The 15,995-nt window shown below is 41.8% G+C and carries 13 protein-coding genes; 1 reads left to right on the top strand and 12 read right to left on the bottom strand.

All coding sequences use genetic code 11. The annotated features are described in order from the left end of the window. Window position 1: 1 nt before the first annotated feature. The 9 genes from NKF87_RS01935 to mgtE form a co-directional block, all read right to left on the bottom strand. Window positions 2-1,294: an NAD(P)/FAD-dependent oxidoreductase gene (locus NKF87_RS01935; protein WP_118377722.1), complete on the bottom strand. Its 1,293-nt coding sequence runs from the start codon at window positions 1,292-1,294 to the stop codon at window positions 2-4. A gap of 20 nt (window positions 1,295-1,314) precedes the next feature. Beyond that, window positions 1,315-2,751, bottom strand: coding sequence for an NAD(P)/FAD-dependent oxidoreductase (locus tag NKF87_RS01930; RefSeq protein ID WP_253583868.1), 1,437 nt, complete (start codon window positions 2,749-2,751; stop codon window positions 1,315-1,317). Between the two features lie 201 nt (window positions 2,752-2,952). Continuing rightward, complete coding sequence (gene glpK / locus NKF87_RS01925; RefSeq protein WP_055282869.1) at window positions 2,953-4,449, bottom strand: glycerol kinase GlpK; 1,497 nt, start codon at window positions 4,447-4,449, stop codon at window positions 2,953-2,955. Between the two features lie 110 nt (window positions 4,450-4,559). Next, window positions 4,560-5,129 carry a glycerol-3-phosphate responsive antiterminator gene (locus NKF87_RS01920; RefSeq protein ID WP_055214851.1) on the bottom strand — a complete coding sequence of 190 codons (570 nt, stop codon included), beginning with the start codon at window positions 5,127-5,129 and terminating at the stop codon, window positions 4,560-4,562. A 189-nt stretch (window positions 5,130-5,318) separates the two neighbouring features. Then, window positions 5,319-5,699: a VOC family protein gene (locus NKF87_RS01915; protein ID WP_055214853.1), complete on the bottom strand. Its 381-nt coding sequence runs from the start codon at window positions 5,697-5,699 to the stop codon at window positions 5,319-5,321. 119 nt (window positions 5,700-5,818) lie between these two features. Continuing rightward, window positions 5,819-6,748, bottom strand: coding sequence for a GTP-binding protein (locus tag NKF87_RS01910; protein ID WP_117598456.1), 930 nt, complete (start codon window positions 6,746-6,748; stop codon window positions 5,819-5,821). Between the two features lie 213 nt (window positions 6,749-6,961). Continuing rightward, entirely contained in the window at window positions 6,962-7,882 is a 921-nt protein-coding gene (locus NKF87_RS01905) for a TDT family transporter (RefSeq protein ID WP_117598455.1), read from the bottom strand. A gap of 38 nt (window positions 7,883-7,920) precedes the next feature. Then, window positions 7,921-8,445, bottom strand: coding sequence for a C-GCAxxG-C-C family protein (locus tag NKF87_RS01900; RefSeq protein ID WP_006426142.1), 525 nt, complete (start codon window positions 8,443-8,445; stop codon window positions 7,921-7,923). Window positions 8,446-8,659: 214 nt separating this feature from the next. Further along, window positions 8,660-10,048, bottom strand: a complete 1,389-nt coding sequence (gene mgtE, locus NKF87_RS01895) for a magnesium transporter (protein ID WP_117598454.1) — start codon at window positions 10,046-10,048, stop codon at window positions 8,660-8,662. A 577-nt stretch (window positions 10,049-10,625) separates the two neighbouring features. Between mgtE and NKF87_RS01890 the strand changes: the two genes are divergently transcribed. Continuing rightward, the gene (locus tag NKF87_RS01890; RefSeq protein ID WP_117598453.1) at window positions 10,626-12,269 is read left to right on the top strand and encodes a SulP family inorganic anion transporter; all 1,644 of its coding nucleotides are present in this window, start codon (window positions 10,626-10,628) and stop codon (window positions 12,267-12,269) included. Window positions 12,270-12,448: 179 nt separating this feature from the next. On the opposite strand, the gene NKF87_RS01885 is transcribed toward NKF87_RS01890, so the two are convergent. From NKF87_RS01885 to NKF87_RS01875, 3 genes are all read right to left on the bottom strand, one after another. Continuing rightward, window positions 12,449-13,651 (bottom strand): IS110 family transposase, encoded by a 1,203-nt coding sequence (locus NKF87_RS01885; RefSeq protein WP_253583866.1) that lies wholly within the window; start codon window positions 13,649-13,651, stop codon window positions 12,449-12,451. A gap of 603 nt (window positions 13,652-14,254) precedes the next feature. Continuing rightward, complete coding sequence (locus NKF87_RS01880) at window positions 14,255-14,524, bottom strand: hypothetical protein (RefSeq protein WP_118309112.1); 270 nt, start codon at window positions 14,522-14,524, stop codon at window positions 14,255-14,257. Between the two features lie 14 nt (window positions 14,525-14,538). After that, complete coding sequence (locus NKF87_RS01875) at window positions 14,539-15,942, bottom strand: alanine/glycine:cation symporter family protein (RefSeq protein ID WP_117598281.1); 1,404 nt, start codon at window positions 15,940-15,942, stop codon at window positions 14,539-14,541. Window positions 15,943-15,995 lie beyond the last annotated feature (53 nt).

Here is a 15,995-nt window from a genome sequence, read left to right as displayed (position 1 = left end):
TCTACGCCTCCTCTATCTTTACTGTAATTGTCTTCAGACCCGGATACTTCATAAGCTGTTCTTTCGTAAGTTTAATCTGCTCCATCTCTCCCGGTGCAACAACCGGACGTTTCTTATGTATCACACGTTCTTCATCAAAATATACACTTACATAACAGTTCTTGTATACACCGCCCACACGGAAGCGCACCGTAAGATTCTCATCCATATGAACCGGATTAATGGTACTTGGAACTGTATAACGCACACCTTCTACCGGATTCAATACAATCTCCGCTGCCTCTTCCCTACTATGCTTATCTCTATCGTCGGTATCTGCCTGTAAGTTCTTCACATATTCTGCTGCATTTCTTCCCGCAGTCTTCGCTTCTTCCGACACAAAATCCACCAGGTCATGTACATGCAGTACATTTCCACATGCAAATACACCTTCGATATTAGTCTCCAGGCTTTCATTGACTTTCGGTCCGGATGTCACAGGATTCATATCTACGCCCATACCTCTGGATATCTCATTTTCCGGAATCAGTCCGCAGGAAAGTAATAACGTATCACAAGTGTATTCTTCTTCTGTTCCCGGAATCGGCTTTCCTTTACCGTCCACTTCTGCCAGTGTGATTCCTTCAACTCTTTCTTTTCCTTTGATATCTACAACCGTGTGGCTTAATTTCAAAGGAATATCATAGTCATTCAGGCACTGTACAATATTACGCTTTAAACCACCGGAATACGGCATCAGTTCTGCTACAACTTTGACCTTTGCACCTTCCAGTGTCATACGTCTTGCCATGATCAGCCCGATATCGCCAGAGCCTAAGATTACAACTTCTCTTCCCGGCATATACCCTTCCATATTGACCAGCCGCTGCGCTGTTCCTGCTGAATAAATGCCTGCCGGACGATACCCCGGAATGTTCAATGCACCTCTGGAACGCTCACGGCATCCCATAGCCAGGATGACTGCACCTGCCTGTATTTCAAATAATCCTTCTTCCCGGTTCATCGCTGTTACAATTTTATCTGAGCTGATGTCCATAACCATCGTATGTAATTTGTATTCGATTCCAAGATCCATTACCTGTTTGATGAATCTTCCGGCATATTCCGGTCCTGTTAGTTCCTCTTTAAATGTATGAAGACCGAAACCATTATGAATACACTGATTCAGAATTCCACCCAGTTCTTTATCTCTTTCCAGGATCAGAATATCCTGAATTCCATTTTCTCTTGCTGATACGGCCGCCGCAAGTCCTGCCGGGCCTCCGCCAATAATTACTATATCGTATGTTTTCATAATCTATCTTCCTTTTTCTATTACAGCTGATCCTTATTCGTTCCTGTGATAATTTGGGATTTTCCGCCGGATTTTGTGATCTCTGACATCGGAATATCCAATTCTCTTGCCAGTATCTCCATCGTTCTAGGGGAACAGAAACCGGCCTGGCACCGCCCCATACCTGCTCTGGTTCTGCGCTTTACGCCGTCTAATGACTTTGCTCCAAGTGGTCTATGGATTGCATCGATAATCTCACCTTCTGTGATCATCTCACATCGGCAGATAATATTACCGTATGCCGGTTTCTCTTTGATCAATGTCACTCTTTCTTCTTTAGTCAGAGTGTTTGGATCCAGGATTCCTTTTCTTGTTGCAATGAAATTTTCTTTTTCTTCCAAATGAAGCTTTTCTTTCAAAATTCCCGCAACCATCTCACCGATTGCCGGACTACTGGTAAGTCCCGGAGATTCAATTCCTGCACAGTCAATAAATCCTTTCGCATTTTCTACTTCTTCTATGATAAATTCATGTCCTTCTTCATGTGCACGAAGTCCTGCAAATGAAGTAATTACCTGACGCATCGGTATATCTTTTACATTCTGTCCTGCTTTTGTAAGTACCTGATCCAATCCTTCTCTTGTCGTATTCGTTCCTTCTTTTTCTTCTATATCGATCGCTGTCGGTCCAAGAAGGAGATTGCCGTGTGCAGTCGGTGTAACCAGAATTCCTTTTCCGAATTCATTTGGCAGAGCAAATATTGTCTTGCTCACATGTGCGCCTGCTGTTTTATCCAACAGACAATAATCACCTCTTCTCGGTGTGATATGTATCTTCTTTTCACTGACCATATTGTGGAATTTGTCTGCATAAACACCGGCCGCATTCACCACATATTTCGTCTTGAATACACCCTGATTCGTGTGAATTTCCCAGATATCATCCTTTTTTCCCAATCTCTGTACTTTTGTATCAAATTTGAATTCCACACCATTTTCACAGGCATTTTCTGCCATCGCAATATTCAATCCAAATGGACATACGATTCCGGCTGATGGTGCATAAAGTGCTGCATATACATTATCTACAATATTCGGCTCCATCTCGAGCACTTCTTCTCTGTTCAGGATCTGAAGTCCCGGCACGCCATTTGCCACTCCTCTGTCGTATAATGCCTGCAATTTATCCATATCTTCTTCTCTCAGACAAATCACCAGCGAACCAACTCTCTGAAATGGGAAATCCAGTTCTTTCGATAACTGTTCCATCATTGCATTTCCGCGGACATTTAACTTTGCCATCAATGATCCTTCTTTTGCATCATATCCTGCATGTACAATTCCACTGTTGGCTTTTGACGTTCCACAGCAGACATCTTCTTCTTTTTCTAATACACATACCTTTGCTTTATAACGGGACAACTCCCTTGCTGCTGCCGAGCCTGAGACTCCGCTTCCAATTATTATCACATCATACATATTTTTATCTCTCCTTATCTAATATCTGTATGATTTTTTGAAAAAAAGCCTGACAAGTAAACGCATCACGAATATGCGGTTATCCTGTCAGGCTCTCTTCTCTCACGCCTCTTGTTCTATTTTCTTTGTCATTTTACCACGGAATAGCACCAAAAAGCAATACCGCTGCAACAGCTCCTATTACCTGTCTTTATTCAGTTTTTAATCTTCTTTTGCCCAGCCGTAAGCATATTTTACAGCTTTGTTCCAGCCTTTGATCATCTTGCTTCTCTGCTCGTCATCAATCTTAGGCTCGAATGTCTGATCAATTGCCCAGTTCTTGATCACATCTTCTTTGCTTTCCCAGTATCCGACTGCAAGACCTGCAAGATAAGCAGCTCCCATTGCCGTTGTCTCTACACACTGCGGACGGTTTACCGGTGCGTTAATGATATTCGCCTGTGTCTGCATCAGGAAATCGTTGGCACTTGCGCCGCCGTCAACCTTCAGTGCAGCAAGATCGATTCCGGAATCTGCTTTCATTGCAACAAGAACATCATTTACCTGATATGCCAGTGATTCCAGTGTTGCGCGGATAATGTGATATTTGTTCACTCCACGTGTAATTCCTACAATGGTTCCTCTTGCATACTGATCCCAGTGTGGTGCTCCAAGTCCTGTAAATGCAGGTACTACATAACATCCATTCGTATCTTTAACTTTCTTTGCCATATATTCAGAATCCGGTGCAGAATCAATAATACGAAGTTCATCTCTCAACCACTGGATCGCTGCTCCTGCTACAAAGATCGAACCTTCCAGCGCATAATTTACTTTGCCGTCTAATCCCCATGCAACGGTCGTAACCAGACCATTTTTAGAAAATACCGGCTTTTCTCCTGTATTCATCAGAAGGAAACATCCTGTTCCGTATGTATTCTTTGCTTCTCCGGCATTGAAACATGTCTGGCCGAATAAAGCTGACTGCTGATCTCCTGCTGCTCCTGCGATTGGGATCGGACCTCCGAGATAAGACGGATCTGCCTCTCCGTAGATGCAGCTTGATGGTTTTGGTTCCGGTAACATACATTTTGGAATATCCAGTTCTTCCAGAATCTCATCATCCCATTCCAGTGTATTAATGTTAAATAACATCGTACGTGATGCATTCGAATAGTCTGTCACATGTGCTGCACCTTTCGTCAGTTTCCAGATCAGCCATGTCTCAACGGTTCCAAATAATAATTCTCCTCTTTCTGCTCTTTCTCTTGCTCCCGGCACATTATCAAGGATCCATTTTACCTTTGTTCCCGAGAAATATGCATCGATGACCAGTCCGGTTTTTTCACGGAATTTATCTGTTAATCCTTTTTCTTTTAAGGAATCACAATATTCTGATGTTCTGCGACACTGCCATACGATCGCATGATGCACCGGTTCTCCTGTTTCTTTATCCCAGACGATTGTTGTTTCACGCTGATTTGTGATACCGATCGCTGCAATATCTTCTGCCTCTGCATTGATCATATTCATTGCTTCTACCGCAACACCAAGCATACTTGCCCAGATCTCATCTGCATCATGCTCTACCCAGCCCGGTTTTGGGAAATACTGTGTGAATTCTCTCTGTGCCACACTGCACATCTCACCTTTCTCATTAAACAGAATACACCTGTTACTGGTAGTTCCTGCATCCAATGCCATTACATATTTTGCCATATTCATTTCCTCCTGATTTTCGCTTCATTTTACTTGTTACTTTTTCGCATGCGTTCTATTTAAATTGCTCCCTCAAGCAATTAAATACTCTGTTTTCTCTTATACAGTTATTACATCTTCCATACTTGATGATTGGTTGATGACACTGCAATTGCTCCGGCTGATAATGCAGCCATCACATCTTCTTTATCTGTGATCAATCCTCCTGCTATGATCGGTGTCTTCACTGAACCACAGATCCGTTTGATCACTCTTGGCATTACACCCGGAAGTACTTCTATAAAATCCGGTCTCACCATATGTTGTTGCTGTCTGATATTTTCAAATGCCATGGAGTCCAGCAGAAAATATCTGAGAACCGTATACATTCCAAGTTCTTTCGCTTTCTTGATCAGTGACGGCTTTGTTGATATGATTCCATCTGCTTCTGTATGTTCTTGCAGATATTCTACCGAAATTTCTTTCGGGCTGAGTCCGCTGATCAGATCTACATGTACCATCGCAACCTTTCCGGCATCTTTCACCCGTTTTACAATCCTGTCTATCGAACAGACATCTCCAAATAATATAAAAATCACCTGTATCTCTTCTATTGCACAACATTTTTCTATATCTTCCATACTTTTCACAGCCGCAATGATCGGATTACTCCCGACTGCATCATAAAATATCTGATCCATTTTTCCATCTCTCATCCTTTTGTCAAACTTTTATATTTTCAATTTATTCTATTACATTTTGTATTATTTTTCAAAAAAAGGAGCGCGACTAAAAGCAATCGTTTGATTACTTGTATCCGCTCTCCTATCTCAACTCTTTTGTTCAACTGCGTTTACTATATCACAGTGCACAATTTTTCTCAATGACATTTACAGAAACTGACTAAACTCTACCTTCTCTTCATTAGGTCCTTTAATCGTAAAAAATTTTACTCCATTGTCCCAGAATGGCAGGAAATGAATCTCGTCATTTGTCGTATTCAGATCCATTGCACAGACTTCTTTGTATGTCTCTTCGATATCTTTTACATCAATTGCGACATGATCAATGGCTCCGGCTTTCATCGTTGCCTCATCTGATTCATATGTCTCGATCACCAGGTTTTCTAATTTTAAGAATGCTACTTTTGCACCCTCATTCACCGTCTCAAATGCCGGTTCAAAACCAAGTTTTGCAAAAAATGCTTTTGTTGCTTCCATGTCCTTTGTTGGAATTCCGATGTGCTGGATTCCTGTTGCGTAATTTTTCATGTTGTTCTTCCTCCTTTTGATTGTCATATTTTACTCGTTTGGGAATATCATCATTTTACCATTTTTGCCACGGATTTTGAATACTTCATTGATCTCACCCAATGGAAGTCTGTCGGAGATCAAAAATACTGCTGTATCCTCTCCTCATTCAGTTCTTCTCCGATCACGATCACAACTTCCTGTCCTTCCGGAATTGGACAAATTCTCATCTCCTGATGTGTGGCATTTAATTCCAGCCACTCGCCAGCTTCATCTTTCAAGAATCCTTTGACACGGAATACTCGTCCACATTCTTTATCCTCCAGAATGTTCTTTGCTGCTTCTATGATCTCGTCTGTCGTCTTATCCAGATTCATAAAATACAGGGATTTAAATGTCTCTCCCTCTTCGATATGCATCTTCCGGTAATTCTCCGGTACATATCCACAGGATAAAAATGTCTCATAATCTGCCTCATCAAATGCCGTCCAGTCTTTTACCACAATCTCATCCTTAAATCTTCTTTTACACTGTACTTTCTCCATTGCAGCATTCAGGTGTGAGACTGTATTTTCAATCTCTTTCTCCGACGCTTCCTGGCTTCTGCTGAGTACGATGCATCCTGCATTCGCAGCTTCGGATGCAAGCAGATAGTCTGCTTCATCCGACAGTCCCTCCTCCAGTTTTGCGTCAACGACTGTGATCACATTCCCTATCTCATACCATCTGTCGATCGGATCATCCCTTAACACATCAAAGAATTCATCCACATCATAGATGCCCGACGGCTCTACGATCACACGGTCATAGCCGCACATTCCCATTGCAATCAGTTTTGTGCGGAAACGTCTTCTGTGGCATTCCGCATCACATCCTCCGGCAATCATCTCCAGTTCACAGTTCTCGCCTTCCAGATCTTTTAACAGCATCATATCTACGTTGACTGCACCGTAATCATTTTCCAGTATTCCGATATTTTCTCCCTGATCTATCAGATATTTTGCATATTTTTTTATAAATGTTGTCTTTCCGGATCCTAAGAATCCTGTGATCAGATCTATCTTTACCATTTCACCCTGCTACCTCGAATATTTTCTTTCCTGCAAATTGCAATTCCCTAATTCCGGTTTAGCGATGCTTCCATATACATCTTATTATTAACTGTCATGTCAAACAAAAAAACATATCATAAAGTATAACCTTTTTTTCAAGGCTATGCAAGAACACAAAAAGCGGCTGCCCTACAACAAGCAGCCACTCTTTATTATTTTTTATTATTTTATTTATTTCTTTCCACCAAAGATAAATCCCATAAATCGGATATAAGTATACACAACCAGAACAACCGCAATAATCGTCTCGATCAATACCACATATTTCAGGAACGGCATCGGATGTCCCATATTCATTGCACATGCCATCGTCTGTTTTGAAGCGATCGCACTGATGACAAATGGGAAGGTGAATGCCGCATAGCTTGGAAAGAATGGCATCTTCAAATAGCCGATTGCTTTTACAAGTGCAAAGATATAGATCACCGTTGCAACTACAAACATTCCCATCAGAAATCCGTAAGATTTCGGCATGACAGACTGTACATATCCTGCGATACAGAGGCTTGTCGGTGCCGCATAGATACAGATCAGTGGTTTTGCTGGATCCGGTACTTCTTTCACCGTCACATAGCGGTATGTAACCAGGATCAGTAACAGGATCAGTGTCACAAATCCAAACCAGAATGCTGCACTTCCGATTGCAAGTTTCTCATAAGCAGGTGCCGTGACTGATGCAACGACAATTCCAACATATACGATATAATAACTTGCGAATACCTTTGGCATCTGCAATTTGAATACAAATTTCACCGTAAAATAAATGATCAGCACGATATGTAATGCGATCGCAAACAGCCAGATATAATAAGCCGCCTGTCCGATGAATGGTTTTACATAGGTACTTAAGATCATAAGTGCCATCGGAAATGTTCCTAATACGCTTGCCATGATCGGATTCTTCATATCTTCCTTCACAGCTCCCGGAAACATAATTAGCTTCAGAAGTGCCAGGATCAGCAGAAATGCTGCGAACACTCCACACACATAACGGATTCCTTCGGAATAGCTCTGAAGCAGGTTACCTAATGCTGCCGCTCCAAGCATGACTCCGCAGATTGGAACCGGTACTTTTTTGATTACATCTTTCATAATATCTTGTCTTCCTTTCTAGTCTGTATCTATGTATTCTAGATATCTGCAATTGCACGACGTTCTGCCGGTTCATCAATTTCGTCCAGATTCTTGATTCCCAGTTCACGACAGACAATCTGTGCTACTTTCCATGCACACAGTCCTGTGAAAAAGATACATTGTTCTTTGTGCTCACCCTGTCCCATGTTGAATTCTTTTGTCAGAACTCTGCAGCAGATTGCATTCTTCCCATTAGCTTTCTTGAACCAGTCATGCAGTTCGTGAACCAGTTCCATACATTTTACGCTCTTTGGATTGGTTGGCCCGTCCTGCTCTGTTCTTCCGAAGAACATTCCAAGTGCAAGCAGACCTCCGTTGAATGCGCCACAGACACATCCCGATTTGCCTGCTCCGACAGCCATACCGGATGACATTGCAATGACTTCTTTTGGTACATCCAGTTTAAATTCATCACGGATGGTGCACATCAATGCCTCACAACAATAATACCCGCTTTTAAAATTCTTCTCTGCTGCTCTCTGCACCGCTCTTGGGCTGATTTCTGTTACTCCGATGTTCATAAGTAATTCCTCCTGTTTTCCTTTTATTGAATATTTTCAAAAAACTTCTGTTTTTATTATATATAGATATAACTTATTTGTTAAAATGATATTTTTTATATATCACATTACTTATCATGTCTCTCTATATCCATAAATACATATACAAAAAGTCATATATCAGATTCATGCCATTATAATCTGATATATGACTTCTTCCATATTTCTTCCATATTTATCCGACCAGATGCATCATATTGATCAGGAAGATCCAGCTCAGTCCATAATATGATATAACCGCTACAAGGTCATTGACCGTTGTGATAAGTGGTCCGGACGCTACCGCCGGATCTACATGGATCTTCTTGAAGAACAGCGGGATCAATGTTCCGACCGCTCCCGAGATTACCATTGCCAGCAGCAGTGAGACTCCGATACATCCGGATACCGCATATGCGAATACAAACGTCTTTCCTTTGAATAATGCAATATATAGCCCGATCAGTGCAAACGACAGAATTCCCAGGATCGAACCATTCGAGAATGCAATCTTCATTTCCTTAAATACCAGTTCTGCCTTCTGCTTTCCGGTCAGAGACTCATCCATCAGTACACGGATTGTTACAGCCAGTGACTGGGTACCTACGTTACCTGCCATATCCAGGATCAGTGACTGGAAGCACATGATAATCGTAAGCTGGCTTACCACTTCTTCAAACAGACCAACTACAGATGAAACGATCATTCCAAGACCTAATAATACCAGCAGCCATGGAAGTCTCTTCTTGATACTCTCCTTTAACGGCTCCTTCAAATCTTCCTCTGCGGTCAGACCGGCGAACTTCGCATAGTCTTCACCCATCTCGTCATCGACCAGATCTACCATGCTCTGGGATGTGATGACTCCGAGGAGCTTGTTGTCATTATCCAGTACCGGGATCGAATCCTCGGAATAATCTTTCAGTCTCTCAATACAGTCATCGATCAGCTCATTACCATATACATATGGATACGATGTTGCGATCAGATCCTCCAGCGGGGATTCTCTTCTCGCAATGATCAGATCTTTCAGATCCATTGCTCCGTAAAATGTATTATCTTCCGTTACCATAAATAACGTAGAAATGTTATCATTCTTTGCCGCCTGATCAACCAGACTGCTCATTGCCTGCTTCACCGTCAGATTCTCACGGATCATGATACAGTTCGTCGTCATTCTGCTTCCGATCTCCTCCTCATCAAAGGAAGCGATGATTGCCATATCCTTTCTGGCATCGTCATCCATTAATTCTATCAGAAGATTCTTCTTCTCCTTTGGCATCATCTGCAGAACATCTACTACAGCATCTGTCTCCATCGCAGACAGGATTGCTGCTGCTTTCTTGATATCCATCTCATCCAGATATTCGGCTGCTGCCTGTTCATCAATATGCTCAAAGATATCTGAAAGCATGTCCAGATCCAGAATTCTACAGATTTTTCTTCTTTCGGAGATCTTCAGCTGCGGAAATACTTCAGCAAGGTCATTCGCATGATAATCTTCCAGTCTGCTTCTCATAATCCCCGGTGATGTATTGCTTCTGATGATTTCCAGTATTTCAACTGTGTAATCTTTATTTTCCATACCTTTGCCTCCTACCCTTTTTTCCTCACGTGAAATATAACCGTGGCACAGATTGCCCGGTTTTCTTCACCACAAATACACTGCAGGATATGTAACGATCATATCCTCCATCAACGACTGCTACTATTCACTTGTCATACTCATTGGGAAATAGGATAAGAAATAAAAGAAATATATAATGTATATCGCAGTGATACTTACATCCAACAGAACCGACTGTTGCTTAATAAACTTTTTTGTTCCCATCCTATGCTGCTACTTCGCCCATGACTATCGCAACCGTCCATTCTGTTCACCTGCCTTTTTCTTTGAATTTTATTATTTATTTTCTAACTATTTTGTGCGGCATATAACTGCCCGCAACATATTATAAACGCTCAGAATATGAATTTCAAGCTTTTCCCCGATACTTTTCCTTAATCTAACATAATGTTTCCGGAGATTTTACTTTTCCGGAATTGTACATAAATATAAACATCTCAGTTCCCGGTTTTTGCAAATTACTTCCTATGTTATACTGAATTGTTGTTTTTATAGATTAGAGGAATAAAAAAGAGAGAGAGGGTAAAATCAACACATGAACTCATTAAAACCAATGTTACTGACTTCACTGAAATCTTACGACCGTTCCCAGTTTGTAAAAGATGTGACCGCAGGAATCATTGTCGCAATCATTGCACTTCCGCTGTCCATAGCACTTGCACTTGCATCTGGTGTCGGACCGGAAGCCGGAATCTTCACTGCGATTGTTGCAGGATTTGTCATCTCTGCACTTGGCGGAAGCAGTGTCCAGATTGCCGGACCTACTGCTGCATTTGCAACTATCGTTGCAGGTATCGTTGCAAAAGACGGGTTGGACGGACTTGTGATTTCAACCATCCTTGCAGGTATCTTTCTGATCCTGATGGGACTCTGCCATTTTGGAAGCCTGATCAAATTCATTCCATATACGATCACAACGGGCTTCACTTCAGGAATTGCAGTTACGATCGTGATCGGGCAATTGAAAGATTTCTTCGGCATAACTTATCCCGACGGCGTAAAACCAATCGAAACGACCGAAAAATTCAAAGCATTTGCAGAAAATATCTCTACGATAAACACAGATGCCTTAATCGTCGGAATCGTAAGTCTCGCGATCCTGATCATCTCACCGATGCTCTTAAAGAGAATTCCGGGATCGCTGATCGCCGTTATTGTCGGAAGCCTGATGGTACAATTCCTGCCGCTTAAGGTCTCCACGATTGGGAATCTTTACACGATCAGCAATTCCCTTCCTTCATTCCATCTGCCGGAGGTTAATGTACAGATTGTCCAGAATGCGATTCCAAATGCATTTACCATTGCAGTACTTGCTGCCATCGAATCACTTCTTTCCTGCGTTGTTGCAGACGGAATGATCAACGGGAAACACCGTTCCGACATGGAACTGGTTGCACAGGGTGCAGGTAATATTGCTTCTGCTTTATTTGGAGGAATCCCTGCCACAGGTGCAATTGCAAGAACTGCTGCCAATATCAAAAACGGCGGACGTACACCCGTTGCCGGAATAGTCCACTCCGTCACACTGGTCATCGTACTTGTTGTCCTGATGCCATTTGCCGGAATGATCCCGATGCCGACTATTGCAGCGATCCTGTTCATCGTTGCCTATAATATGTGCCAGTGGCGTACATTCACCCATCTGGTGCGCACCGCTCCGAAGAGCGACATCATTGTATTGTTCACCACATTCCTTCTGACCATCCTGTTTGATCTGGTGGTTGCGATTGAGATCGGTATGGTACTTGCATGTCTCCTCTTCATCAAACGTATGAGCGAAGAAACTCATGTAGACAGCTGGGTCTATGTAGATGATGACACCCCGGATGTTGATGCACAACTGAAGGAACTGCCATTGCAGATCCGTGTCTACGAAATCACCGGACCATTATTCTTCGGCGCTGCAGATGCAATCGAACACATTGTTGTCAAAGACTTTACACGCTGTCTGGTTCTTCGTATGCGAAGTGTTCCTGCAATTGACAGTACTGCTATGAACGCATTATTCAATCTTACAAAGGTATGTGAAAATAAAGGAATTACGCTGGTATTCTCGCATGTAAATAAACAGCCTCTGAATGTTATGAAAAAATCCGGATTCGTAGATTTGGTTGGACGTGAGAATTTCTGTCCAAATATATCAGCCGCGCTTAAACATGCGGAAGAGTTAATTCAGTAGTAGATAGAATCTACAGGTATACAAAAAGGGCGTGTGTGTCAAATGCCTTACGAATGAAACCTGCTAAGAAAAGTCAATAATTATTTTTATCTTTTTTATTTTCTGTCACAAAATATATTTGCGTACCACAAATAGACTGTCTGATTGGCAGTCTAAAAAATTATTTATTTTATATAAGATTATATATTTTTATATAGTTCGGTTACTCGAGCATAATAAATGCGTAAAAACTTATTTAATCCGGCTATCTTTGCTGATTTTTTACTTTTACCTTCTGATTCCTTTTTTACAACATATCGGTAAACCGGATCTTCTGGTCTGGAATGCATTTTTAAACTTCTCATTGTTTCGTATCCTACTTTGCGCAATGATGCTGAACCACGTTTCGAGATTTTCCTATTACAACCTACAAATTGACCAGATTCATACGGTGGTGGATCAATTCCTGCGAATGCAACCAATGCCTTCCCGTTGCGAAATCTGCGAACATCTCCTATTTCTGCAATTAACTTTGGGGCTAATGTATTTCCCACTCCACCCATTTCTCTTACAACCGAATATTCTGGCAAAGTTTTGGCTATTTCCTGCATCCGTGATAAAATTAGACCAAGGGTTGCATCAACTTCCTTGAGCACCCGAACTGCTTCAGTCACCAGCATTTTGATCGATGAGGTTTCTGAAGGTAATGTGGGAATACTTTCCTGAGCCAGGGTGTATATAACTTTGGCTTTTTCCTGGCTTGGGACGTATTTCTTTTCTTTTGCCCAAAGTATATACTCTTCAGTAAATTCCTGTTCAGACATAGATGTTATTACATCATAATGCCAAAAACGTTCCACAAAATCACTTCTTTTATCTTTCCGATTTGTTTCATTCCAACTTGCAAGAAGATTCTTTATTCCAGGCATGGTCAAATCTAAAAGATGGGTCAATTCAGCGAGAGATAAAAGATGAAGCTTCATATAATGCCGATATTGCTGTCCAAGCAACTTCAACTCTTCATAAATCTCTCCAGAAGTTTGAAATTCTTTCATTTTAAACCAATGATCAATTCCATAATTAGCAATGATACGGGAATCAATCTTGTCGGTTTTGGCTTTTCGCAGACTTTCGTTACGATAACTTTTCATAAGATACGGATTAATTACAGAAACAAAAAATCCTTTTTCCTGTAAATATGTAAGAACTGGAAGATGATAAATTCCGGTTGCTTCCATAACGATTTTGACTTCATCATTTAGTCTGAAAAGCATGGAAGATAATTCGCTTAAATCCTTTTGGGTATGGGTAATATTGAAAGGCTTACTAACAATCTCTCCATATGGTTTCAAAATACATACTGTACTTTTCCCTTTTGATACATCAATTCCTACGCTGATCATAATATACTCCTTTTCTTTTTATAGAATTGCAGTTGTTTATCCCATCTACACTTATTATGATTCAGTTTAGTTCGTTACGCGAAAGCTCCTGCGAGTTTCAACCTGCTTAAATGAATGTTTATAATAAGGGGATGGCTGACGGTTTCATTCACGGATGTGAAAATCCTAATGGCAATATGTCATACCAACTACTTCCCTTATTATAATAAAATAAGTGTAGATGTTAGAGTTAATTACTCTCTAACAACTACACTTTTATGGTACTAAATGACAAATGCGTAACCGTAGTGGCCTCCACCGGGTTACACTTCCGGGTATTTCATTTCTTAACATCCGCAGCCAGTCACGACTTGAAGAAAACAGTATAAAGTGGTTCTGGTGAATGTGGAATACTCTTAGGAAAAGTTAGAGAGTCAGAATCTCCGTTAAAGGAACGAAGCGAACGTGTTTGAGGCAAACGCCGAGTTTGAGCGTAGTTCCTTTGCTTTTAGGAGATTCTGGCTCTCTTAGTTTTTCTTAGAGTATGGAACCTGAACCAGAACCATTTTATACTGTTTTCTTCAAGGATCGAGAGGCCAACTGCGTTAATAAATTAAATCCCAATTAAATCCAATTACAATCCCCGCCGGTAATCGCCAAGCTCAGAAGCGCATCCATCTTCGCAACTTCTTCTGTGCCTTCGATCTTCTGCAGAAGTTCTGCCGTATCCAGCACATCTTCCAGCGATTCATCCGGGCCGATCTCGTAATCGATCTCCTGCTCGCAGTCCGGACACGGGATCCGTTTCATCGTCTGCAGGGACAGAAAACGATTCCCGCATTTCTTACATTCGTAATATCCGCATTCCTTTGTTCCGTCCGCTACATAATACATAGCTGTCACCTCCTCTACTTCCAGCAATCCAGTTTCTCTTTCATTCCGATATCCGTACTCTTAAATACCGGATTCATACCCTTTTTCAGCTGTTTTTCATAATCATCGAGTGCTTTCAGTGCCGTATTTGATAAGAGGATGATCACCGGAATATTAATGATCGCCATCACTCCCATTAACACATCTGAGATATTCCAGAGCATGGACATCTCCATTCCGGCTCCCATGAATACAACAAGCGCACATACCACACGGAATGCCATCATGAAATGCCGTCCGGGCTGACTTTTATGAATATATGTCAGCAGATTATCGCAGTAAAAGCAATTGCCGAGCAGTGTTGTAAATGCAAATAATACCATAGACACCGCAATAAATACAGGGCCAAACGTTCCGAGTGATTCCTGCAATGCAGCCTGTACCCAGGGCGCTCCTTGCAATGCTTCCGACGGGGCTACCCCGGATGACATACACATCATAGCAGTTGCCGTACATAATAATAAGGTATCAATGAACACCGATAACATCTGAACCAGTCCCTGCTTGACCGGGTGCGTGACATTTGCCGATGCAGCCGCATTTGGTGCAGAACCAATCCCCGCTTCATTTGAATATAATCCCCGGCGGATTCCCTGCATCATGGCAGATCCGGCAAATGCACCAAAGATTGCCTGAAAGTCAAATGCTTCCCTGAAAATCGTTGCAAACACATCTGGAATATATCTGATATTGATCACAACCACGATCAAAGCCACCACAATATATGCCACACCCATAACCGGTACCAGCATCGAAGTTACTTTTACAATACGTGAACCGCCGCCCAGCAGACACCATCCTGTCAGAACTGCCAGAATCCCTCCGATGATCCACGGTGTCACATCTGCATGATAAAAAGAAAATCCTGCAAATGTAGACTGCAGGTTATAAGATGCCAGCATATTAAATCCAAATGCATATGTCGCGATCATGGCAATACAGAATGCAATTGCCAGCGGTCTGCACCGAAGTGCAGCCTCTATGTAATACGCCGGTCCTCCGTAACATGTTCCGTCCTCACCCTTTTTCTTATAAATCTGCGCCAATGTACTCTCCACGAACGCAGATGCGCTTCCAATAATTGCGATCACCCACATCCAGAATACGGCTCCAAATCCCCCGATACAGATTGCAGACGATACGCCTACGATATTTCCTGTTCCAACTCTCGATGCAGTGGAGACCATCAGTGCCTGAAAAGAAGAGACTGCATCTTCATCATCCGGTTTCTCCATTACCGCTTTGCAGGCGCTGCGAAACAGCCGCACCTGCGGAAATTTCGTCCGGATCGTAAAATACACACCAGTTCCGATTAACATAATGACCAGCAATTTACTGTACATGAATGAACTGATGCTGTCAATGACCATACTTAACATACTTGTATTTCTCCTTCTTGTTTTATTTTCCATATAAATATACAGTAAATCCA

It is taken from the genome of Dorea longicatena (assembly GCF_024168045.1).
Lineage (GTDB): Bacteria > Bacillota > Clostridia > Lachnospirales > Lachnospiraceae > Dorea_A.
Note: the sequence above shows the minus strand (reverse complement) of the source record. Positions and strands in the feature narration are given on the sequence as shown.